Annotated in this window: 19 protein-coding genes; 6 read left to right on the forward strand and 13 right to left on the reverse strand. The window is 44.7% G+C overall.

Going from position 1 to position 20,316, the window contains the following annotated elements:
* Positions 1-20: 20 nt before the first annotated feature.
* The gene (locus IEY34_RS04560; protein ID WP_189008241.1) at positions 21-407 is read right to left on the reverse strand and encodes a VOC family protein; all 387 of its coding nucleotides are present in this window, start codon (positions 405-407) and stop codon (positions 21-23) included.
* A 184-nt stretch (positions 408-591) separates the two neighbouring features.
* Here IEY34_RS04560 and IEY34_RS04565 point away from each other — a divergent pair, with 184 nt between their 5' ends.
* Genes IEY34_RS04565 through IEY34_RS04575 form a run of 3 tightly spaced genes read left to right on the forward strand, consistent with a single transcriptional unit; the run spans position 592 to position 4,075 of the window.
* A complete protein-coding gene (locus tag IEY34_RS04565) occupies positions 592-1,935 on the forward strand; it encodes a spore germination protein (protein ID WP_189008244.1) in 1,344 nt (447 codons plus the stop codon).
* Complete coding sequence (locus tag IEY34_RS04570; RefSeq protein ID WP_189008247.1) at positions 1,932-2,993, forward strand: GerAB/ArcD/ProY family transporter; 1,062 nt, start codon at positions 1,932-1,934, stop codon at positions 2,991-2,993. Before IEY34_RS04565 ends, IEY34_RS04570 begins: the two co-directional genes overlap by 4 nt.
* Complete coding sequence (locus tag IEY34_RS04575; protein WP_189008250.1) at positions 2,990-4,075, forward strand: Ger(x)C family spore germination protein; 1,086 nt, start codon at positions 2,990-2,992, stop codon at positions 4,073-4,075. Before IEY34_RS04570 ends, IEY34_RS04575 begins: the two co-directional genes overlap by 4 nt.
* Positions 4,076-4,136: 61 nt before the next feature.
* Here IEY34_RS04575 and IEY34_RS04580 read toward each other — a convergent pair whose 3' ends face one another.
* Positions 4,137-5,024, reverse strand: a complete 888-nt coding sequence (locus IEY34_RS04580) for a LysR family transcriptional regulator (protein WP_189008254.1) — start codon at positions 5,022-5,024, stop codon at positions 4,137-4,139.
* Between the two features lie 113 nt (positions 5,025-5,137).
* Between IEY34_RS04580 and IEY34_RS04585 the strand changes: the two genes are divergently transcribed.
* Entirely contained in the window at positions 5,138-6,523 is a 1,386-nt protein-coding gene (locus IEY34_RS04585) for an MFS transporter (protein WP_189008257.1), read from the forward strand.
* Between the two features lie 411 nt (positions 6,524-6,934).
* Here IEY34_RS04585 and IEY34_RS04590 read toward each other — a convergent pair whose 3' ends face one another.
* The 11 genes from IEY34_RS04590 to IEY34_RS04640 form a co-directional block, all read right to left on the reverse strand.
* Positions 6,935-7,918, reverse strand: a complete 984-nt coding sequence (locus tag IEY34_RS04590) for a Gfo/Idh/MocA family protein (RefSeq protein ID WP_189008260.1) — start codon at positions 7,916-7,918, stop codon at positions 6,935-6,937.
* Entirely contained in the window at positions 7,911-8,918 is a 1,008-nt protein-coding gene (locus tag IEY34_RS04595; protein ID WP_189008263.1) for a Gfo/Idh/MocA family protein, read from the reverse strand. The genes IEY34_RS04590 and IEY34_RS04595 overlap by 8 nt, the downstream gene beginning before the upstream one ends.
* Positions 8,919-8,942: 24 nt before the next feature.
* A complete protein-coding gene (locus IEY34_RS04600) occupies positions 8,943-10,043 on the reverse strand; it encodes a Gfo/Idh/MocA family protein (protein ID WP_189008265.1) in 1,101 nt (366 codons plus the stop codon).
* Between the two features lie 36 nt (positions 10,044-10,079).
* The gene (locus IEY34_RS04605) at positions 10,080-11,588 is read right to left on the reverse strand and encodes a PHP domain-containing protein (RefSeq protein WP_189008267.1); all 1,509 of its coding nucleotides are present in this window, start codon (positions 11,586-11,588) and stop codon (positions 10,080-10,082) included.
* A 27-nt stretch (positions 11,589-11,615) separates the two neighbouring features.
* A complete protein-coding gene (locus tag IEY34_RS04610) occupies positions 11,616-12,653 on the reverse strand; it encodes an aldose 1-epimerase family protein (protein ID WP_189008270.1) in 1,038 nt (345 codons plus the stop codon).
* Between the two features lie 27 nt (positions 12,654-12,680).
* Positions 12,681-14,012, reverse strand: coding sequence for an ABC transporter substrate-binding protein (locus IEY34_RS04615; RefSeq protein WP_189008271.1), 1,332 nt, complete (start codon positions 14,010-14,012; stop codon positions 12,681-12,683).
* Positions 14,013-14,045: 33 nt separating this feature from the next.
* The gene (locus tag IEY34_RS04620; RefSeq protein ID WP_189008273.1) at positions 14,046-14,876 is read right to left on the reverse strand and encodes a carbohydrate ABC transporter permease; all 831 of its coding nucleotides are present in this window, start codon (positions 14,874-14,876) and stop codon (positions 14,046-14,048) included.
* Positions 14,873-15,976 (reverse strand): carbohydrate ABC transporter permease, encoded by a 1,104-nt coding sequence (locus IEY34_RS04625; RefSeq protein ID WP_189008275.1) that lies wholly within the window; start codon positions 15,974-15,976, stop codon positions 14,873-14,875. The genes IEY34_RS04620 and IEY34_RS04625 overlap by 4 nt, the downstream gene beginning before the upstream one ends.
* Positions 15,977-16,007: 31 nt before the next feature.
* On the reverse strand, positions 16,008-17,213 hold the full coding sequence (locus tag IEY34_RS04630) for an ROK family transcriptional regulator (RefSeq protein WP_189008277.1): 1,206 nt from the start codon (positions 17,211-17,213) through the stop codon (positions 16,008-16,010).
* A gap of 202 nt (positions 17,214-17,415) precedes the next feature.
* Positions 17,416-17,685: a hypothetical protein gene (locus IEY34_RS36570; protein ID WP_229757471.1), complete on the reverse strand. Its 270-nt coding sequence runs from the start codon at positions 17,683-17,685 to the stop codon at positions 17,416-17,418.
* Positions 17,686-17,733: 48 nt separating this feature from the next.
* Positions 17,734-18,159 carry a hypothetical protein gene (locus tag IEY34_RS04640; RefSeq protein ID WP_189008279.1) on the reverse strand — a complete coding sequence of 142 codons (426 nt, stop codon included), beginning with the start codon at positions 18,157-18,159 and terminating at the stop codon, positions 17,734-17,736.
* 186 nt (positions 18,160-18,345) lie between these two features.
* Here IEY34_RS04640 and IEY34_RS04645 point away from each other — a divergent pair, with 186 nt between their 5' ends.
* Together IEY34_RS04645 and IEY34_RS04650 are read left to right on the forward strand one after the other, a co-directional pair.
* Positions 18,346-19,170, forward strand: a complete 825-nt coding sequence (locus tag IEY34_RS04645; protein WP_189008749.1) for a MerR family transcriptional regulator — start codon at positions 18,346-18,348, stop codon at positions 19,168-19,170.
* 18 nt (positions 19,171-19,188) lie between these two features.
* The gene (locus IEY34_RS04650) at positions 19,189-20,211 is read left to right on the forward strand and encodes a serine hydrolase domain-containing protein (RefSeq protein WP_189008281.1); all 1,023 of its coding nucleotides are present in this window, start codon (positions 19,189-19,191) and stop codon (positions 20,209-20,211) included.
* The last annotated feature ends 105 nt before the right edge of the window (positions 20,212-20,316 follow it).

Raw genomic sequence — 20,316 nt, forward strand, 5'->3', positions numbered from 1 at the left:
AATCAGGTCTATTGATTAGCCTAGGAAGCCGTAAACATCCAGGACACACCAAACTTATCCACGAACTGTCCGAAAAAGCCGCCCCAAGGTGCTTGTCCGAATGGAAATAGCACATTACCGCCTTCCGATAACTTGATGTAAGCATCGCGGCCTTCGCCTTCCGAAGCGAATTCAAGATTCAAGCTAATGCCATTCCCGTGAGTATGTCCATCGAAATCACTCATAAACAGGTTACATCCCGCGACAGCTATGCACATGTGCATGACCTTGTCTTTGTTTGCTTCCGAGGTATCCCCCATTTGGCCATGTGTCATAACGGACACAACTTCTCCGTCGAGAGCGCTGATGTAGAACGCTGCTTGAGCTCTTGCGTCCTCAGAGATAATATAGGGTGTAAGTTTTGCCACGAATAAACATCCTCCCTTGGTTGGGTTTTATTTCACACTCTTACTATAACCATCGTTTTTCGTTTGTTCAAGGGGAAGTTGTTCAAAAAAGTATATTAACTATTTTTTCAAATAAAGAGTAATTGAAACACAAATGGCGGATATTAAGTCCAGCGGAAATTATATGCAAAAGGCGAGATGAGAGATGAACACCTCGACAAGGGAAGCAAAACTAACCTATATCGATCAAGTTTTTGAGCGTAATTCTGATTTTATTAATAAGGAAGCCTATATTTATCAGGTCCAGGTCCAAGTCTGCTATTTGGGGACACTCGTTCATTATGAAGATTCTTATGACACACTAGTAGCCAGATTGGCACATTTGGATGTTAAGGATAACCTGATCGAACAGATCGCCCTATCCCCTTCAACTAGAGTGAATGTTCCCTTAACCGAGCTCGTGAATTCTATTTTACAAGGAATGCTGATTATTTTCCCCCAAGATGGATACGAAAATATCGTGATTGAGCCCTCTTCGATCAACAGCAGTCGCAGTATTATGGAAGCTCAAACGGAGAATCCGATTCAGACTTCATTAGATGCCTTTACGGAAGACATGTATGCAAATATAAGTCTCATTCGCAGAAAAATGCGGGTCAAAGATTTACACGTCCAGACTTACACCCTTGGGGCAGAACTCCCTCGTGAAGTGGCTGTCCTCTATGTGGAAGGGCAAGCCGATCCGAATGTCATTCAACTCATCCATACCTGTTTGAATGATAACGCCAGCATGGATATTTCAGATGTGCAAGGACTGATGAAAGCTCTTAAACAGCCAAGTTACAGTATTGTTCCTACTTATCTAACTTCTGAGCTTCCTTCTACAACCAAACACAATTTAATGGACGGCCGCGTGGTCATCTTCTTGGATCATTTTCCTTTCTCACTTTCATTCCCCTCGATTATATCGGACTTCTGGGATGTGAAAACGGATAAAGATCAACCTACGCTGTATATGTATTTGTACAGGATAGTTCGTATCACGAGTTTAATCATCGCCATTACGTTGCCAGGGTTATATGTGGTTCTCAATTCAGTCAACCCTGAACTTTTGCGTATCCAGTTGGCTGTATCGATCACAAACTCCAGGGAGGGCGTTCCCTATCCTGTTCTTGTTGAATTGTTGATGATGCTGTTTATCATTGAAATGGTTATCGAAGCGAGTATTCGTCTTCCCAAAAGTATTGGCCCAACCATCACGATGGTCGGAGGTATTATTCTGGGACAAGCTGTCGTTTCAGCCCGGTTAGTCAGTTACTTTCTTATTATTGTCGTGGCCGGCTCGACGATTGCGCATTTTACGATGGGCACGTATATGAACACTGTCTCCATTCGGTTGTACAAGTATGTCGTAATCTTGTTTTGTGCATTGTATGGCATACTCGGACTTATGTCGTCCATCGCCTTATTTTGTTTTTACCTTGGGACGATTACAACGTTTGAGGTACCTTATTTGAGCCTCTCCACTAAAAGAGGGAAATCCAAATGAGCAATAGAGCCTTATTAACCATGTTTGTCATCGTTCATCTCTCGCTGTATTTTTATATCTATCCTGTCAAAATGATTGAAGCAACGTCCACAGGGCATTGGGAACCTATTATTGTTGGTTTTCTTATAGAATTGTGTTGTGTTTGGGTATATGTGAAGGGGCTCTCTGCTTTTCCTGGTAAGGATATTGTGGATATATGTAAAATGGTGGCGGGGAATTGGATGGCGCGCCTTCTGCTTATTCCTTTGTTGGCCTTTTTATTCTTGAATTCCAACATTACCCACAGCTATGAGATGGAATCGGTCAGCATCCTTCTGCTGCCTAATACCCCAACGTATTTCATTGTATTACTCTATGTCATTCCCCTTTACATTGCTTGGAAAGGCTACGGAGCGATTTCAAGAGGGGGGATTTTGTTATTCATCTGCGTGCTGCCTTTGGTCGTATTCTCTTTGATAAGCGCGGTGAGTAATTTCGATTTCGATAACATCTTTCCGCTCTATGATACTCGGTTGAATTTCTTCAAGAGGCCGATGTTTTATTCTGCCTTTTTTGTGCATGCCGGTTTCTTATTCTTAGGTATGGTTAAGCTGAGACACAAGTTGCCTTTGCGCTATGTCATTCCTATTTTAGGCATACTTTTTATTTTTGCTTTATCCTCTGTTTATGTGCCGATGCTCATTTTCGGTCAGGAATCGATTATCTATTTTCGCTATCCGAATGTGTTGACATCAGATACGGTTGATAGTGAGTGGGTTGTATTTGATTGGCTCCCTACTTTTTTTGTTATAGCAATGATCGCCATCTCTATGATAGAAACGGCAGTGACTTTCTGGATGATGGCAACGTTGATTGAAAAGCTATTTTTGAAAAAGAAAAGGGGGATCGCAGTCCTCATCGTTGGTGTATTATCCTATATCTTCAGCTGTTATTTGGATAATATTGATACGTTGGAGAAATTTACTATCGTGCGTACCTACCTCTGCTTCTACAGTATTATTGGTATACCGCTTGCCGTCATTCTCATGAGTCTGAGGTATAGGAGGAATCCTGCTTGATCCGTCGCTCATTCGTATCGGTTATACTTCTGTTATGTACCTTAAGCGCGCTCCTTACAGGCTGTTGGGACACGAAAGATATTAATAAGCGACTCATGCCCGTTGTTATGGGAATATGCAAGGAGAAAAATCAGGATTACCGAATTATCTTGCAAATACCTAGTCCAGAAAAGCAAGGCTCGCAATTTATGGAAAGCAGCTCAGCGACAATCACCAATGCGATTGACAACATTCGGACAAAATCAGAAAAAGGTATCGATCTTCTACATATCCGGCTGTTTCTTGTCTGTGAGAAAACGGCCAAAGAAGATCTTGGTGATATCATCGATTACGCGGTGCAGGCCAACGATATCTCCATTAAAGGATTGCTGGCAATTGTTAGAGGAAATTTCGGCGAAGTTATCCATCACCAGATAAATGCGAACCCAGAGCTTTCTTCTTATGATTTTTTCAGTGAGCAGGCTGGCTGGACGCCCGAAACGACGATCATACGCCTATGGGAAGCATACCGGGATATGAAGTCTTATACGCAAGACATGTCCATTCCAATTCTTACTAAAGGAACGGACACGCTTTATCAATTTGAAGGATCAGCCATCATCCGTGAGGATAAAATGGTAGATGAAATCACTTCTGATGAAGTTTTGATTTATAATGTTTTCCAGGAAAAGTATACCGGCGGTACCATTGAGGTTGCCGATCAAAGCAGTGTTAAAATTAAAAAAGCAAGTATCAAACATGACATCAAATGGCTTGCAACAGGACCTCAAATAAAAAGTCGCATTAAATTGAAAGTAGAAATCTTGGAGAATAAAAACGAAGAATCCGAGGAGAAGATTGCAACGAAACTCAAAGAAACCATTGAAAAAAGAGCCGATAAATTACTAAATCAGCTCAAAAATGATCGCGCAGACGCTCTTGGCATAGGACAACTCTTTCGAAAAAAGATGAACGAAGAGCAGATTAAATCTTGGAAACAACATTGGTTTATGAATATGGAACATGACATTACCGTAGACGTTACCATACTGAATAGTCTTTATCTTAAGTCTCCGAATAAAATCAAGAAACCCGTGTCATAAAAAAGTTCTATAAACAAGCTGACGCCGTGACTCTACCCGTGTCAGCTTGTTTATTGTTGAATTAGCTTGTCTCTTGGGAGATCGCCCCGAAATAGTCTACAACAACCTCACGGAATTCCAGCGCAGCCCGCGAAAGGTAACGACTCCTATTGCTTAATAAAGCAATCTCCCTGACCAATTCATGATCCTCTACTTGGAGATAATGGATCTGTTCCCGTGAATTCACTGCCGTGCTTGGTATGAAGGCAATCCCAATTCCCGCTTCCACGAGAGCGCTTAGCCTCGTTGGCTCATTTCCCTCATACACATATCTAGGCACAAATCCAGCCGAACTGCATACAGAGTCTACTAAATCGCGAGTAAGATAGCCTCTTTTGACACCGACGAACCTTTCGTCCTTGAGTTCTGTTAAAGATATGCGGCTTCGGTCTGCCAGCCGATGCCCCAATGGAACAGCTACAAGGATGGGGTCGGCAAACACGATTTGACATTCAATTCCATCCTCATTTATCGGGGGTGAGGACAAACAGAAATCAACCTCTCCCCGGTAAAGAAGCGTAATCATTTCTTGTGTGGTCAGCATTTGCACATGAAACTGGATATGGGGATGCTTTTTCTGAAATATTCGAAGGATATTAGGCAGCGTGCTTGCATTGGTCACTGCTAATTCAATGGTGCCATATTGGGGGCTGGACAAATCGCTAAGCTCCTGCTTCCCTTGTTCCAATTCAAATAAAGCCCGTTCCGCTCGGTGCAGGAACCTGCTTCCGAACTCATTCAATCGCAGCTTCCTTCCTGTTCGATCGAATAAGGGGACTCCAAGATCCTCCTCCAGGCGTTGAATCGTTTTACTTAGTGACGATTGAGTGACGTGCAGACTTCGAGCGGCATCTGTCACATGTTCCAATCGAGCTACCGCGAGAAAATATTGCAATTGAAGAAGCTCCACTTCTCACCCTCCTTTCATTCCTCCTAGTCAATGAGATCATAACATAGAATGCGTTGGAGTAAATAATCGATTTCAAGTACGATATCATTACAACACGAAGGGGGAATTCAAAGATGAATACTAGCAGTAGGTGGTTGATGATTTCTGTTGGACTTGGGATGCTCTTGAACCCATTGAACTCTTCGATGGTCGCTGTTGCTATTCCAAGGCTGCAACATGCGTTCCAACTTGACTTTACCGTAGTTGCCTGGATTATTTTCTCGTTCTACATTGCAAGTGCTGTCTCTAATCCTGTCATGGGAAAGGCCAGCGATTTATTCGGACGCAAGAAGATATTTCTTGCCGGGCTAGTTGTAGCTTTCGTGTCATCATTATTAGCGCCGCTATCACCAAACTTTGGCTGGCTCATCGTGTTCCGTATTGTGCAATCTGTTGGAACAAGTATGATGCTTTCAGTAGGAATGGCCATTATTCGAATTCATATTACGGAGAAACAAGCGACTGCGCTGTCCGTTCTGACCATCTTCCAATCCGGAGCGGCAGCCATCGGCCCCTTTATTGGCGGGCTTTTGATTCACTGGTGGGGTTGGCCAGCTATCTTTTTCGTCAATATCCCGTTCGTAGTAGTGAGTTTTCTTCTTTCTTGGAGGACTATTCCTAAAGATGAAGCGCCAACACCCATCGCACGGGGACTGTCTTTTCGCAAATGGTTGGATCTCATTGATGCATCGGGGATCCTGCTCTTCACAGTGGGTCTCGTCGCCTTATTCGTTGGCTTACTGTCAGCAAAATCATCTGGGCATGTCTCCTTCATGAATGTCATTATCGGGCTAACAGGCCTAGTTGCATTGGGGATTTTCGTGCGTCATGAGTTGCAAACCAAGTCACCGTTCATCCCTTTGCGCACTTTCGCCAAATATCCAGCTTTAACTTGGGTTAACGTCCAATTCATCGTCGTTAACGTACTCTTTTACGCACTCTTCTTCGGGATTCCTTCCTATTTGCAAATGGTTCGTCATGTCAGCGAGTTCCACACAGGGATACTCATGCTCAGCTTAGGTTTATGCTCCCTCATCGCCTCTCCGCTAGCAGGACGCTGGATCGATAAATCAGGACCTAGGCCAGCACTGCTCTTGTCCGCAATCCTGATGACTTTGGGGTCCGTGTGGATCGTGACATGGAATCCAACTTCACCGGTTATTAGCGTGTGCTTAGCGTTAGCTGCCTTTGGTATTAGCAACGGGTTAAACAGTGTCGGCATGCAAGCAGCCTTGTTCAAAAGCTCTCCAAAAGAAATAATTGGAGTAGCCTCTGGATTATTTAGCACATCAAGAAACTTGGGAGCCATTCTCTCCTCCTTATTGATAAGTATCGTAATGGGAGATATGTTCAGCTTCGGTGGATTCCGAATGTTGGGGGCAATCCTCTCGGTAATTGCCTTGTCCTTGGTATTCATGAGTTGGCGGCGCCGGGAGTCAGGACAATTGGAAGCGTCCTAGGCCCACTATAAATTCTAGTTAAGAAAAGCGGCTTTGCTGCCCAAAAGAGATGAGCGTCTTCATAGCGCTTTTCAGCAATCTAGCGGGTCCTAATTCCCTTTGGGCTTTGCAATGACAGTGAGCGTCGTGTGAAAAGGAACTATGATCCGCTAAATGGCGGGAACTGGGGTAAACGTAGCATGAAAGGAAACTGAGATCCGCTATTTAAGCGGAACCTGCCGATTCCGACGGAGAAATGGTGAAATAGCGGATCGTAGTTCCCTCTGGCTAGGAATATGGCGGTTTTCAGAATTATAGCGCACTGTAGTTCCCTCCAACTCGCGATCCTGACACATTTTGCTAGTATCGCGGCTTGACGTGCCCTTATGTACCCAAAAACTTACACTTTCTATTCTTCTAAAAAACGTCCAGTCAAAGGTTGACTGGACGTTTTAGACGGATGGATTCATAAGCGGCTAACGCAATGATAGTGGAATTGTAACCATCCTCTCCTGTAATTGAGACAGGTCTTTTTTCTTTCAGGCAGGTGATAAAATCTTCGATCAACATCTGATCTTTGTCGTCACCCCAGTAGCTCCACTCCGCATGACCCATAGTTTCGCTATATACCTCATTAATCTGCGCGAAATAATCAATGGATATAACGCCTTCAGTCCCAATTAGCTCCATTGTCAAATCACGTTTGTAAGGGAACGCCCGTGTTCGCGACCAACTTGCATCGAGTGCAGCGATGACTCCGTTCGCATATTTCACATGAACCATTCCCGTATCTTCAACCTCGATGTCATGGAAAATGTTAGACGCTTCCGCATAAACCTCCACCGCAGGGGAACCAAATATCCAGTTCAATAAGTCCATGACATGCACCGTGTGATCTATCACCGAACCGCCTCCGGAACGTGTACGATCATTGAACCAGCCGCCAATCATTTCCCCTTTGTTCGTTGCTTTAACGGCTACAATCCGACCGATCTCTCCGCGACTGATCACATCTTTGGCTTGCACAACCATCGGGATGTAACGGTTTGGAAAAGAAGTCATCAGTTGTACACCGTTTTCTTTACATACTGTAATCATTCGCTGCATTTCATCCTTGGAAATACCGAGTGGCTTCTCGCATAATACGTGTTTTCTATGCTGAGCTGCCTGTATCGTCATCTCCGCGTGACGGGAGTTTTCAGAACTAATGATCACAGCATCGACGCTGCTGTTCAGCAGATCGTGATAATCTGCATAATAGGGTATTGAATACGTCTGAATATATGGTTCTACTCGTTCCCTATCTTCATCAGCAATCCCAACGACTTCAACGTCTTGACGCTTCAGCAATGCTTGCAAATAACTGACCGCATGGAGATGGGCGAAACTGATCAATCCAACCTTCACTTTATGCATGCTGTTGCCCTCCATCTTCAGCATTTGCATAAAGATCATCCTTCCATATCGCGTCTGCTGGCCTTACAGGCTTCCCAGTCTTTATGGATTGTGCAACTGCCGCTATCACCTTTCGAGTTTCGAAGGCATCCTCCACAGTGCTAACTGAAAAGTGATTATCTTGGAAACAGTTCAACAAATACACAAGCTCCTCATATTCAGGATCCCGGAAGGACGGACAGAATCCAGTTTTCGCGGGCTGAGATGCTGGAACTGCCGTTTTATGAACATACAACGCGTTGGTTTTACGGCTATCGTACCGGATAACCCCTTTGGAACCAGCGTATTCTACTGCGGATGTATATTCCCCTGGGTACCCGAGGAAATCTTCAATATTGGCAATCGCGCCATTCGTGAACTTTAATGTAATCAACGTATAATCCACATTTTCCGAAGAAGTACGCATGGCATACACGGTTGCGACATCGCCAACGATCCACCGCAGCAGATCAATATCAAGAATCGCCAGATCATGCCATGCGCTGAACAACGGCTTCATACTGTATCGCTTGACATTGATCATGCCGATTTGGCCAATAGCGCCATCGTCAATATTTTTTTGGATATCCCTATTATGGGCAGTAAACTTCTCCGGATGGAGAAACAATAAACGGGTATTGTATTTATAGGAAGCCTCCATCAAAATTTTAATATCCGTTAGACTCAACTCAGCTGTCAACGGTGTTATCACATGACGTCCATGAAGTAAAGCCAGTAAGATGTGCTGCTTCCGGCTGCCAATCGCAGACTCCATACATACGAATACCGTATTTGCTGGTATTGCTGCTGTCAACGCTTCAAATTTAGTAAACGACTGACAATTAGATGCCATGCCCAACTGGGAGGCTGCCTCGACATCCGCGTCGTACACGCCGACAATTTCTGAAAGCTCTGTTTTCAATAGATGCTTCGCATATCGCTGACCAACGCAACCCGCTCCGATAATTGCTGCCTGAATCATAAATAGCCTCCTATCCAATAGAAACTAAACAGACTGGATACCCTTCATCAACTGAACAGCTTTTCCCGTTTCTGAAGAAACATAGATGGCTTCGAGAATTTCCTGAACAACGACCGCTTGCTCTGGCTTGACCACCGGTTCGCTATCATTCATGATAGCCTCAATCCATAAACGTGCCTCTAGCTCAGCCGGATTTTCTTGCTGCGTTTCATAGAAGTTGATTCCATTGTCCTCCAGATGTACCCGTGTTGTGTATAGCTTGCCGTACTTTTCCCCATTAATCGTTAATCCATCCCACATATCTGCACCTGCAGCTGTTCCGCACAAGGTCACTTTCCCCGTTCCTTCGCGGACAATATTCAGCGCCCAACTCGCTTCCAACGTCAAAGAGGCCCCATTTTCCATGGTAATCATAGCTATGGCAGAGTCCTCCACAGTGAATTGTTCAGGTTGCCAGGAGCCATAAGGATTGGCTGCATTCGACTGCTTTCCCAATTGATGAAACGCTGTCCCGAGTACTGTATGCGGCTTGTAATTATCCATCAACCATAAGGCTAAATCCAGCGCATGGGTGCCGATATCGATCAGTGGTCCTCCACCCTGTTTCTCTTTATGAAGGAAATCACCCCAAGTCGGAACACCTCTTCTTCGAAGTGCATGTGCTTTAGCCAAATAAATGTGACCCAAGTCACCGGCTCTACACATCTGATACAAAAATTGAGAATCCGGTCGGAAACGGTTATTGTAGCTAATGGTCAGCTTTCGGTTCGATTGTTTGGCAGCTTCTACCATTCGTCGGGCTTCATCCGATCTTGTTGCCATCGGTTTTTCGCACATGACATGTTTGCCGGCTTCTAACGCAGCAATGGCAATCTCTGCATGAGAGTCGTTGCTGGTGCAGATATGGACAACATCAATCGATTGGTCTTCCAGCAGCTCACGATAATCAGAATACACGTTGGCATCGGCAGATCCGAAGGATTGGGCCGCCTGACGGGCTTTATCTATCGTTCGATTAACGAAAGCGGTCATGCTTACTTGAGGAAGCTTGGCAAGACTAGGCATATGCTTTGCCCATGCAATACCTCCACAGCCGATGATGCCGACTCTTAATTCCTTTGCCATGATTGTGCCACACCCTTTGAAAGATTTCTCCTATTCTCAGTCACCTATAACGAATACCGGAGATATCCATGCATATTGTCCATTCCATTGCTTGACTTCCACATGGTACGCATCGCATTCGAATTCTTTGGTATCGTCAGTCCATTCCCCGACAAAATTGTATTCGCTTTCAGGGATAGCCCGATGAATTAACACAGCTTCTGAATTGTGCGGTTTCATATGGACAGAACGACTGCCTTCCAACAGTTCACCAATGGAATACACGATTGTCCGGCCGTTCGCTGTAACCGTCAAGACACTGGTTAAATCACCATCCATTTCGAAAATAAGAGCAGCGGTTTGCGGATGAAGTGTGGAGTGATTTTTAAATGTGGTGCATGTCCATTGGGCTTCCGTTTCTGTAGTCGAAATCAGCTTATTCCCAAGCGCGTTGATTTCCGGGCTGTCCTGCATATCCGGTGTTGGCGCAAGTACGCTTCGCCCCCTGAAGCACGTTTCTACAGTTACTAATTTTCCATTGTCTATACATGCGCTTCCCTTCCAATCATAGCCTTCCGTGAGGTCTCCCCATCCCATTTCTACACGTACTTTATACTTACCATGCTTATTCCCAAGCTGTTGAGAAGGATCACTGCCAATCCCGTGCTGAATCATCCATGGTTTCCCATTTTTATAAACGGTAACTTTTTCTATGCCATCACAGGCCTTAACGTCTAGACAAAGGTGTCTGCGTCCATTATCCTTAACTTCGCTTCCGAATACTGCCCCGTTTACAGTAAAATGACATTCGATTTTATCCCCCGTAATGGCATAAGTCCGCCGTGCCAGTAAAGCTTCCCAGATCGCTTCCCTCGTTTTCTCGGCAGCCAGCACAGCCACTCTGCCATCTCCATATGACCCTGGGTAACCGGCATGATGATCCGTCGAGCCGGCGAAGCTGAATTTCTTCCCGCGCTGAATCGCATTTACAATCGTATTTCGTGAATCTCGAGGGCCCATCGTATGCAAATAAGGATACGCACTGGTATCTGACATGCTGCAACCGTGTTTGGAAAACACCTCCACAACTGGACTGTTGTCCTCTGAGAAAGCCTCCCAATTGGCCCCGCGATAGCCAGGCGTATACCCAACATGGTGGGGAACTGCGATCACCGGCAGCGGTGAAAGCATCGCCACCAATTCGGCTGGAGAACCTGCTTCAACTAGCGGAAGTTCATCAGATGGCGAGAGTACATGATGATCACCGAATTCACTGGAATGAATTTCGTAGCCTTGGAACGTTACAAACTGATGGGATACGTTCCAGTGTTTCACTGTATCACGTACATGTTCCCAGTTGCTCTGCAGCTTGGCAAACCCTTTGGTATGAAAATCAACCAAAAAATGGAGTTCCTCTGTTCGCTCCGGCATATCCGGCCACATGGCATGACCAATAATCGCGCAAAAATCTAATTGTTCCTTCGCCGCCGCCAAGGCATTCTCCAAACTGCCAAATCCGTAAGTAATTCCACAGTGATTATGCAAATCTCCCCAGTACAATTTCATCCACCATTCACTCCCGTTCATCTATATTTATTCCAACTGCATATCCATGCAAAATGTATAAGCCTTTCGCTCCCAAGGTGCCAGCATGGGCAGAGTTCCCCGTTCACGGTGAACAGCGCGTCCTTCCGTTGTTGCATTGCCTGGTTCAATGCCTAATACATACACACCTTTTCCAGGATGCTTCCACTGCATTAGATAAGGACTCGCAGTTTTGTCATAGGTGAGATAGAAGGAAAGTTTTCTTTCTTGACCATTGTGAACCAGGTTATTGCTTATGTTAATTCGAATGTCATCGCCTTTTTCGGCAAACACATCCTCATGGACCATAACCGTTGGCTGTCCATTCTCCTTTGGTTGAGGAAACCTGCTCCATTCGTCCGTAGTTCCTTCACCATTAATCCACCTTTTGGGTCCATTCGGAATGTCTATTAAGCAGTGCTCTCCAATGAGCGGAAAGCCGAGATTAAAATGGTGCAGCATGAGATGCTCAACAGGCTGGAACGATTCATTCGTCACGATATCAGTCATGACGATTTGGTTTTCGCCGAATCGGGTAATGATCGTCCGCTCAAGTGTAATGTTCTCACCGGCCACTGTACTTTCTCGAACAATGCCACGGAAAATCAGCTCATACTGGCCGTTGCTGTTCCAGCGTCCTTCTGCCTGCAGCAGCTCGGCAGGGGTAGAAGAAAGGCGTCCATGCGGACCGAACGCCTTCCCCTCCTCCATGCTTGGCTTCCCCATCGTCGTCAATCCGCATGTGGCTAACAAGCCGCCTTCGAAGCTTCGGTTCCAATCGTCTTTCTCGTAGGCATAGGGAGAAACCGGGCCATTTTGCGACATCCAGGCCAGCGGGACGCCATAGAGCTCACAAATTCCGATATCGAAGCCACGGCTTACCGCAATTTGAAACTGCAGCCCGGACCCGTTGCGAACTTGGATGATCTCATTGCCCTTGCCCTTTCCCTGAAGCAGTTCCATTCGCTGGAATCCTGCTAATTGACGTATATCGCCGACATAGCCGAGTAGGCGCTGCTTATCTGTAGGATAGGAAGAATTCCGCATGATCTCACTCCTTCATACGTACAACTTTTACTTTTTGTTGTTGTCAATAATCGTCTGCAAATCCTTCTCAGCACTCTTAAGCGCCGCATCAGGCGTATTGGTTCCGGTCATTATACTGGAAAGAGCAGTGTTCATAAGCTCATGCTGCTTCAGATAATAAGGCACTAGCGGCTCATCCCTGCCCACCTTTAACGATTCCATCACAGTGTCGTAAAACTCTCTCGGCTGCAGCGTAGGATCATTTAGAACCGAGTAACGAATCGGCAGTCCTCCGAGCTTGGCTTCGCGCATGGCCCCATCCTTACTTGTCATGAACTCAACAAATTGGGCCGCGTCTTCCTTGTTCTTCGCTTTTTTATTCATAATCAGCGACCATGAATGGAACAATGGCGTCCTCAATATCTTCCCATCAGCCTGCTTCACGCCTGGAACGACAGCAATTTTAATTTTGTCCTTGAACGGACTATCACTTTTCTTTAGCTCCGTATACGCAGCGCTCCACATTGGGGCTGCCATTGCAATCGTACCTGTTTTCAAAGCATCAAATACATTCGTAAACCCCCAGTTCGGCGTATCTTTAGGAATCACTCCTTCTTTCATCATCGATTGCCAAAGTTCGCCTGCCTTGATCGCTCCTGGAGATCCAACGCCAGCTTTGTTATCTTTGGAAATCTCTCCGCCGTAAGACCACATCATCGAATAAAACACTTTAGGCTGTTCCGAGCCGGATAAAGCGGTCCACGAAGCGCCATATGGCGTCGGCGAATTCGGGTTTTTGGATTTCGTCCATTTTCTTGACTCCGCCACAAAGTCATCCCATGTTTGAGGCGGTGTCGGAATCAGATCTGAACGGTAATAAAACAAATGAATGCTCAAGTTGTACGGTATCGCAACAATCTTGTCTTTGTACTTATACTGGAAAGCCATGTCCTTCCAGTCGTAATTCGGGTCAAACTTTTTGATGTACTCGTCGAATGGCTCAATTGCTCCAGCTTCAGCCAGCGGGGCGACATACGTGTTATTGGTAGTCGCTAAGTCGAACGCATCGGTTCCGCCGACCAATTGATTCGTCAAGTTAGTAAAGTAGTTGCTCGCGCCTTGTTCGGTGAAGTTTACTTTAACACCCGTTAGCTTTGTAAACTCCTTCGCCTGCTCTTTAACATAGTCGCTTGTGTCAGGACCTGTACGTGTAAAGACAGTAATTTCTCGTGTTTTTTGTACGGTTTGTGTCGCCACTCCACCACTTGGTGTACTTCCCTGATCGGGCTGCTTACCGCTGTCTGCTGAACAAGCACTTACAACGGCCAGCGATGTTCCTAATAGTACAGCCATCCCTTTGTTCCCTTTCCAATTCATCATGACTTACCCCTCCATTGCTCATTTTTGTTTGATCTATTTAACTGCACCTACGGTTAGGCCTTGCACAATATAGCGCTGCAAGAACAAAACCATAATAAAAGCAGGTAATAGAATTAAACTGCCCGAGCCGAAAACCGGTCCCCAATTAATCGAATAACCTGTAATGAAGTCGCCTGTTGCCACAGGCAGTGTTTTGCTTTTCTCAGAAAGCGCCAACGTTAATCCAAACAGGTATTCATTCCAGACAAATAAGAAGCAGAAAATGCAGGTGGTCACGAGCCCGGAACGGGCAACTGGAAGGGAAATGCGCCAAAATGCTTCAAGCCTTGAACATCCGTCAATGAGTGCTGATTCTTCCATTTCGGCTGGCAGTTCATCGAAGAAACCGCGCATCGTCCAGATAACAAAAGGAATATTGAACGTAATGTTGGCAATGACAAGCGCCCATACGGTGTTAATTAAGCCAATGCTTTTGAACATAAGGAAAAAGGGGATAATGAGGATCGCGGGAGGCGCCATTTTCGTAATAATGATCCAGTTCGCAAAAGCGTTGCCTCCGGTTCGCCATCGGGCAATACTATAGGCAGCGAGTGTTCCTGCAGTGGTACATATGAAGGTAGCGCATATAGCGACGATCAAGCTATTCACTAAATACTGGAGAAAATTTTGCGATTCAAAAATAAATTTATAATTATCCAAAGTAGGTTTAAACCATAGGACAAGTTTAGGCTCAATGATGACCTGAGTGGGTTTGAAACTGCTTAACAGCATCCAGAGAATAGGCACAGCCCAAATGAATAGAATAAGAGCAATAACACAGGCGAGCGCTATTTTTGCGGCAGCTACTTTTATCGAAAGGTTCATTGGCTATGCCCCCTTGTAGAAACCCATTTTCCAATCCCGGAAAACACGAAACTAACTGCAATGATGAAAAGAAGTACGATGATCGATAATGCTGCACCTTTGCTGTAATCCTGACCCGTCAAACCAACGGAGAATATATGAATGTTAAGCGTTCGCATCGCTACCGAATCACCGAATAATGCCCAGATCTGATCGTATACTTTCATTAAATCGATGATTCGGATCAAGATGACAACCCCAATCACTGGGCGAAGCATTGGAAACGTTAGATGCCAGAATGTACGCCAACTGCTGGCTCCGTCAACTTTGGCAGCTTCAAACGGCTCTCTTGGCAAGGAGCTTAGACCTGCTAGAAACATCAAGTATACAAACGGCGTCCACTGCCAAATATTCACGATAATCGCCGATACAAATCCGATATTGGCATTCAGATGCTTAATCAGAAAATCTCCGATGACCGGGATAGAATCTATGAAGGGTAATGGTTGATTGGTCAGCCATGGCACCTCGGCGAAACCTAGTTTATTCAGCACTAAATTGATAAATCCGTTATAGCTGCTGTACATATATTTCCATAGCATCGCAATCACGATTGGACATGTCATAACCGGAATAACAAGAATCGTCGATACCAATGAGCGACCTCGGAATTCCCGCTGCAGCAGCAGCGCCAGACACATCCCGATCACGATTTGCAGCATTAGCACAATAACCATATATTCAACGGTCCGGATTACAGCCGCATAGAACAGCTTGTCTTTGGTAAAAAAGTAGATATAATTCGTCAGCCCGACGAACGACCAATCTCCCTTGAAATTCAACAACGATACATCAAAAACACTGAGATACAGGAGGAATATGGCCGGTATTGACGTTACACAGAAAAGAATAATGAAGGACGGGATCGTGAGTGTGTAACGTATAAACTTATCTCCGAAAAAAAACAATGACCATAAGAAGATGAATACAATCGTTACGCCGATGATGCTAAATTTCGCTGCAGGATCTATGTTGCTTGTCAATGCAAAAATATTAGTGACGATTCCCATTACAGACAGCAGGAGAAATAAAATTGCAGGCTTTCTATTCTCCAATTGCATCAACCCATCCCTCCCTCCATGGTATATTGGGTTAGTTCCAAAAGATGCGGTGCAAGGTATCAGAGAAAAAATGATTGCTGATAACGGCGGCTGCTCCCCTAACTTGAAGTTTTTCTGAATCTTTGGAGAATCTGATTTTGACGTTTTTGGAGACAGCGGACGGTGCTCTTTTTTGAACAACTTCGATGATTTTACGCTCCAACTCCTGCCCGACTTTCGTAATATCACCTTGAATGATCAGTTCTTCTGGATTGAAAATATTCAGTATATTGGCAATCCCAACGCCTAACCAATAGCCAGTATAATTCAGCAGTACATCTACGACTACCTGATCACCTTCATGATACAAGCTTTGGATCGACTCGAAATCGAGCGCGTTGTACTTCCCATCCCTTCGTGATAATTCTTCACCTAGAGCCGTAATCGAAGCGAGAGCATCCCAACACCCATAATTACCGCAGCGGCATAGTGGTCCGTCATGGTTGATCGTGGCATGCGCAATATTAACTGCGGCGTCAAAAGCCCCCCTGTAAACTTCGTTGTGAATGACCACCCCAGTGCCTATTCCCAATCCAACACTCACGCAGACAAGCGTTTCCTTATATTCGCCGTTGCTATTCAGAAGTTCCACATAAGTCCCTGCTCGAGCATCATTTTCAATAACAATTGGGATGTTTAAACGTTCCTTCATATAATCTCCGATCGGTGCGCTCCTCCAAGGTAATGCCGAAGAATGGAGAAAGATGCCAGATCTTGTTTCAACCAAACCGCGAACAGCCATGCCAACTCCGATAACAGGCTGCTTATTTCCTTGTACTCGTGACTCCTCAATAATCTGGTGAATGTCGTCCACAATCATGTTTAGCGTTTGTTTATAATCTTCATAGATCTCGATCTTCTTTTTGACATAAAACAAAGCTTTACCAACCAGATTGCATAAAGCAACTTCATAGCGCTCATTGTTGAAAGATACCGCCACAATGTAGGCAGCATCCGCATTTAAATCAAGCAATATCGGCCTTTTTCCCCCAGCCTCTGTAGAATCACCTCGACCTGTTTCGTAAATCAAACCCTCTTTGATCAATTCATCAACCAGCGCGGATACAGCAGGCTTACTTAAACCAAGCTCCGTAGAAATTTCTGCTCGCGAGCAAATTCCCCTTCTGACTGTGCGCAAAATACTCATGCGGTTCGTTTCTTTCATGTCATTTTTACTGATCATTTTCATCTGTTTCATGTCATTTGCCCTCTTAGTCAGCTGATGTAGTAATTTTAACCATTTAGTTAGTTAGAAAAACTAACTAACCTTATACACGTATTATAACGTATCAGATATAGTACTTGTCAATTGTTATTTTCACAAAATTCTTGCAATTCATTCCCCCTTCATCAACATGTGATCCGGCAAACAAATAGGAAAAAAATGCCCCCCTAAGTGGTTACCGGTTCATCAACGGTTGACTATTTATCTCATTATAAGCATTAGATCCTCCACATTTTCGTTTACCTGTTGAGTCGGTCCTCCAATGTTCATTCGGTGCCCGCCCTTTCATCCTTTCACCAACGTGACCAACCGCATAATTCTGCGCAGTCGGCGGCGGCTGTAGTGTTAAATCTCCCTCCGTGTTCCATGTGACATAGTTGGCTCCAGCCCAACCGTGTCCACTGCCAAGCCAAATGCGGTCTTGAATAGCGATGGGCGCCTTCACGTTGTCGTACAATCCGCCTACCGACAGCGATGATGCGGTTCACTTGTGTTATAGTCCATGCTGGACTTGCAATCGAGAAACACATATCAATGGCTTCCTGAATGCGCGATATAGCATCCCCTTCTCCAGGTTCAATTGATCGATTCTATCTAGCAATGGATCTTCTACATAATAGTAAAAGGCATCGTGCAAATTCGGATAACCAGGACGAGAGAGTGTTAGCTGTATACTGTGCGTACCAAACCTCTTAACGACTCCTGAAAAAGTGATTGTTTGCTCATCTCCCGGTTGAAACATTTGGTACGGAGTATGGATGTCCTCTCCTGCCTCCGTATGTACGGATGCGCATATCGTCAACTCTGTGTATGATTGAATACGTACACTCGGAAATACGTCACCAAGCTGGAGATGGGCTGGTTGACCGAGTTCCATGACGAGAGTTGGATGTTCCAACCATGTTCTAACGATTTCCATTATTGCCTCCGTATGATTCAAATTTATAGAATTACATCATACCGTTGTGGAACCCTGCACACCATGGTGAAACTTAAAGGTTTTCTGTGTTTTTTATGGAAACCTTACGACTTGGCAGTTGACTTTGCCCTTAGGGTAAGGTGGATACTGGAACTGAACCAAGTCCTGAAGAAAGGAGATAACCGCATGCTATCGATAGGGGAATTCTCAAAGATATGCGAAGTATCAACCAAAACGCTTCGCTACTATGATGAAATTGGCTTAATTACTCCTGATCAAATTAATCCTGAGAACGGGTACAGGTACTATTCCATCAAGCAGCTTAAAAAGATGCTCTTCATCAACCGCTTGAAATCCTATCATTTCTCTTTGGATGAAATCAAAGCTATTCTCGAATTGGATAAGAATCAATCCGAAGATCATCTTTACTCGGCTCTTCACAGCAAAAGAAGGGAAATTCAGTCAAAGCTAAATGCTTTTGAATATACCCTAAACCAAATGAGCGCTGATATTTTGGCTATGGAGAAAGGATTATCTGTTTTATCTTACATTGACGAATTAGAAGTGAAACTTGTTGAAACCCAGCCATTGAATATTCTTTGTATGCGTCAGATGTTGACTAGTGATGACCATGCTGCCGGATATGGCAAGTATTTTAGCAGGCTATATGAAATTATTGCTAGAGAGAAACTCACTTTGCTTGGCACGCCAATGACGATTTATCACAGGGCTGAATACAATCCAGCTGGTAATGATACTGAGTTTGCTATTTCCATCAAGGAAACCGTAAAAGGAACGAGAGATTTATCCGGGGGCCTTTGTGCGATGTCTGTTTTGAAAGGATCGTACTCACAATTGACATCGGTATATGCTAAGCTCCGTGAATGGGTTGAAGTGGAAGGATATGAATTGGTCAATTCTCCTTATGAAATCTATGTGACTGACCCAAATCATGCCACCGACCCCGAGGAAATAATAACCGAGGTATATTTTCCAGTGAAGAAAAAATAAGTTCAGGAGGCATATGTCATGCAAAGAAACTACTGGCCGACGAAAGAATGGCAAACCTTAGCTACGGAATCCCTGAGAATGAACTCTGATAAACTTTCCGAGCTTGAACCTTTGATAAAATCCGAGTATAGCAATATAAACGCTGTTGTTATTGTGCGAAATGGATATATTGCTTATGAGAATTATTATAATGGGTATGGCCTGGATGATACGCATCACGTGGCATCTGTAACGAAAAGTATTTTATCAGCACTCATTGGCATTGCCATAGATGCAGGATTTATTAAACATCTAGACCAGAAGGTGCTGGATTTTTTCCCTGAATATGTACCCAAGATTTCGAATGGCACGAAACGTGAAATCACGATACGCCATCTTCTCACGATGACAGTCCCCTATCCATTCGTGAACTGGCATGAACCCCTGGATAAGATGTGTATGCAACCGGATTGGGTGACGTATACGCTGGATATGCTGGGGGAAAATGGTACTATCGGGGATTTCAAGTATTCCACTGCTGGTGCACACTTGCTCTCATCTATTATTACCCGCAGTTCAGGTAAAAGTGCTAGGGAGTTTGCCAATGAACGATTATTTAAACCCATCGGCATCAAAGAAATTCCGCATTATGAAATGAAATCATTCGAGTTTGAGGACTTATTCGGGAAAAAGGTGAAAGGATGGGTGAATGACCCAGCTGGTAACTCCACTGGCGGGTGGGGACTTACGCTAACCCCCCGTGAAATGGCTCGTTTTGGCTTGCTGTATGTGAACCAAGGGATTTGGGACAACAAGGAAATTATTTCTAGTTCGTGGATTGATAAATCAACAGCTATGAACCCCAATAACTACGGTTATTTATGGTGGTTACGCGAAGAGGACGGGCTTCTGGCATACCTCGCTTTAGGTGACGGTGGTCATGTTATTTGTTGCTTACCAGACAAGGACTTGGTTGTAGCTATTGCATCGGAGTTCATTCTTAATCCTCGTGATAGGTGGACTCTCATTAAGGAGCATATTATTCCGGCTTTGATTGATTAACTAGACTAACTAGATTAACCAGATTAGCCAGATTAGCCAGACTAGCCTCTGCTCCTAGCTCCCTCATTGGACAGCAGGGCACTGCCCTCCGAGCACTAGCATCCC

Origin of the sequence: Paenibacillus marchantiophytorum (assembly GCF_014640555.1) — a bacterium.
GTDB lineage: Bacteria > Bacillota > Bacilli > Paenibacillales > NBRC-103111 > Paenibacillus_E > Paenibacillus_E marchantiophytorum.

What these genes read in the sequence shown, in the direction of transcription:
- IEY34_RS04650 (WP_189008281.1), top strand. Translation starts at nt 19,189, where the DNA reads ATGCAAAGAAACTACTGGCCGACGAAAGAATGGCAAACCTTAGCTACG.
- IEY34_RS04600 (WP_189008265.1), bottom strand. Translation starts at nt 10,043, where the DNA reads ATGGCAAAGGAATTAAGAGTCGGCATCATCGGCTGTGGAGGTATTGCA.
- IEY34_RS04625 (WP_189008275.1), bottom strand. Translation starts at nt 15,976, where the DNA reads ATGCAATTGGAGAATAGAAAGCCTGCAATTTTATTTCTCCTGCTGTCT.
- IEY34_RS04585 (WP_189008257.1), top strand. Translation starts at nt 5,138, where the DNA reads ATGAATACTAGCAGTAGGTGGTTGATGATTTCTGTTGGACTTGGGATG.
- IEY34_RS04640 (WP_189008279.1), bottom strand. Translation starts at nt 18,159, where the DNA reads ATGGAAATCGTTAGAACATGGTTGGAACATCCAACTCTCGTCATGGAA.
- IEY34_RS04565 (WP_189008244.1), top strand. Translation starts at nt 592, where the DNA reads ATGAACACCTCGACAAGGGAAGCAAAACTAACCTATATCGATCAAGTT.
- IEY34_RS04645 (WP_189008749.1), top strand. Translation starts at nt 18,346, where the DNA reads ATGCTATCGATAGGGGAATTCTCAAAGATATGCGAAGTATCAACCAAA.
- IEY34_RS04590 (WP_189008260.1), bottom strand. Translation starts at nt 7,918, where the DNA reads ATGCATAAAGTGAAGGTTGGATTGATCAGTTTCGCCCATCTCCATGCG.
- IEY34_RS04620 (WP_189008273.1), bottom strand. Translation starts at nt 14,876, where the DNA reads ATGAACCTTTCGATAAAAGTAGCTGCCGCAAAAATAGCGCTCGCCTGT.
- IEY34_RS04610 (WP_189008270.1), bottom strand. Translation starts at nt 12,653, where the DNA reads ATGCGGAATTCTTCCTATCCTACAGATAAGCAGCGCCTACTCGGCTAT.
- IEY34_RS04570 (WP_189008247.1), top strand. Translation starts at nt 1,932, where the DNA reads ATGAGCAATAGAGCCTTATTAACCATGTTTGTCATCGTTCATCTCTCG.
- IEY34_RS04630 (WP_189008277.1), bottom strand. Translation starts at nt 17,213, where the DNA reads ATGAAACAGATGAAAATGATCAGTAAAAATGACATGAAAGAAACGAAC.
- IEY34_RS04595 (WP_189008263.1), bottom strand. Translation starts at nt 8,918, where the DNA reads ATGATTCAGGCAGCAATTATCGGAGCGGGTTGCGTTGGTCAGCGATAT.
- IEY34_RS04615 (WP_189008271.1), bottom strand. Translation starts at nt 14,012, where the DNA reads ATGATGAATTGGAAAGGGAACAAAGGGATGGCTGTACTATTAGGAACA.
- IEY34_RS04605 (WP_189008267.1), bottom strand. Translation starts at nt 11,588, where the DNA reads ATGAAATTGTACTGGGGAGATTTGCATAATCACTGTGGAATTACTTAC.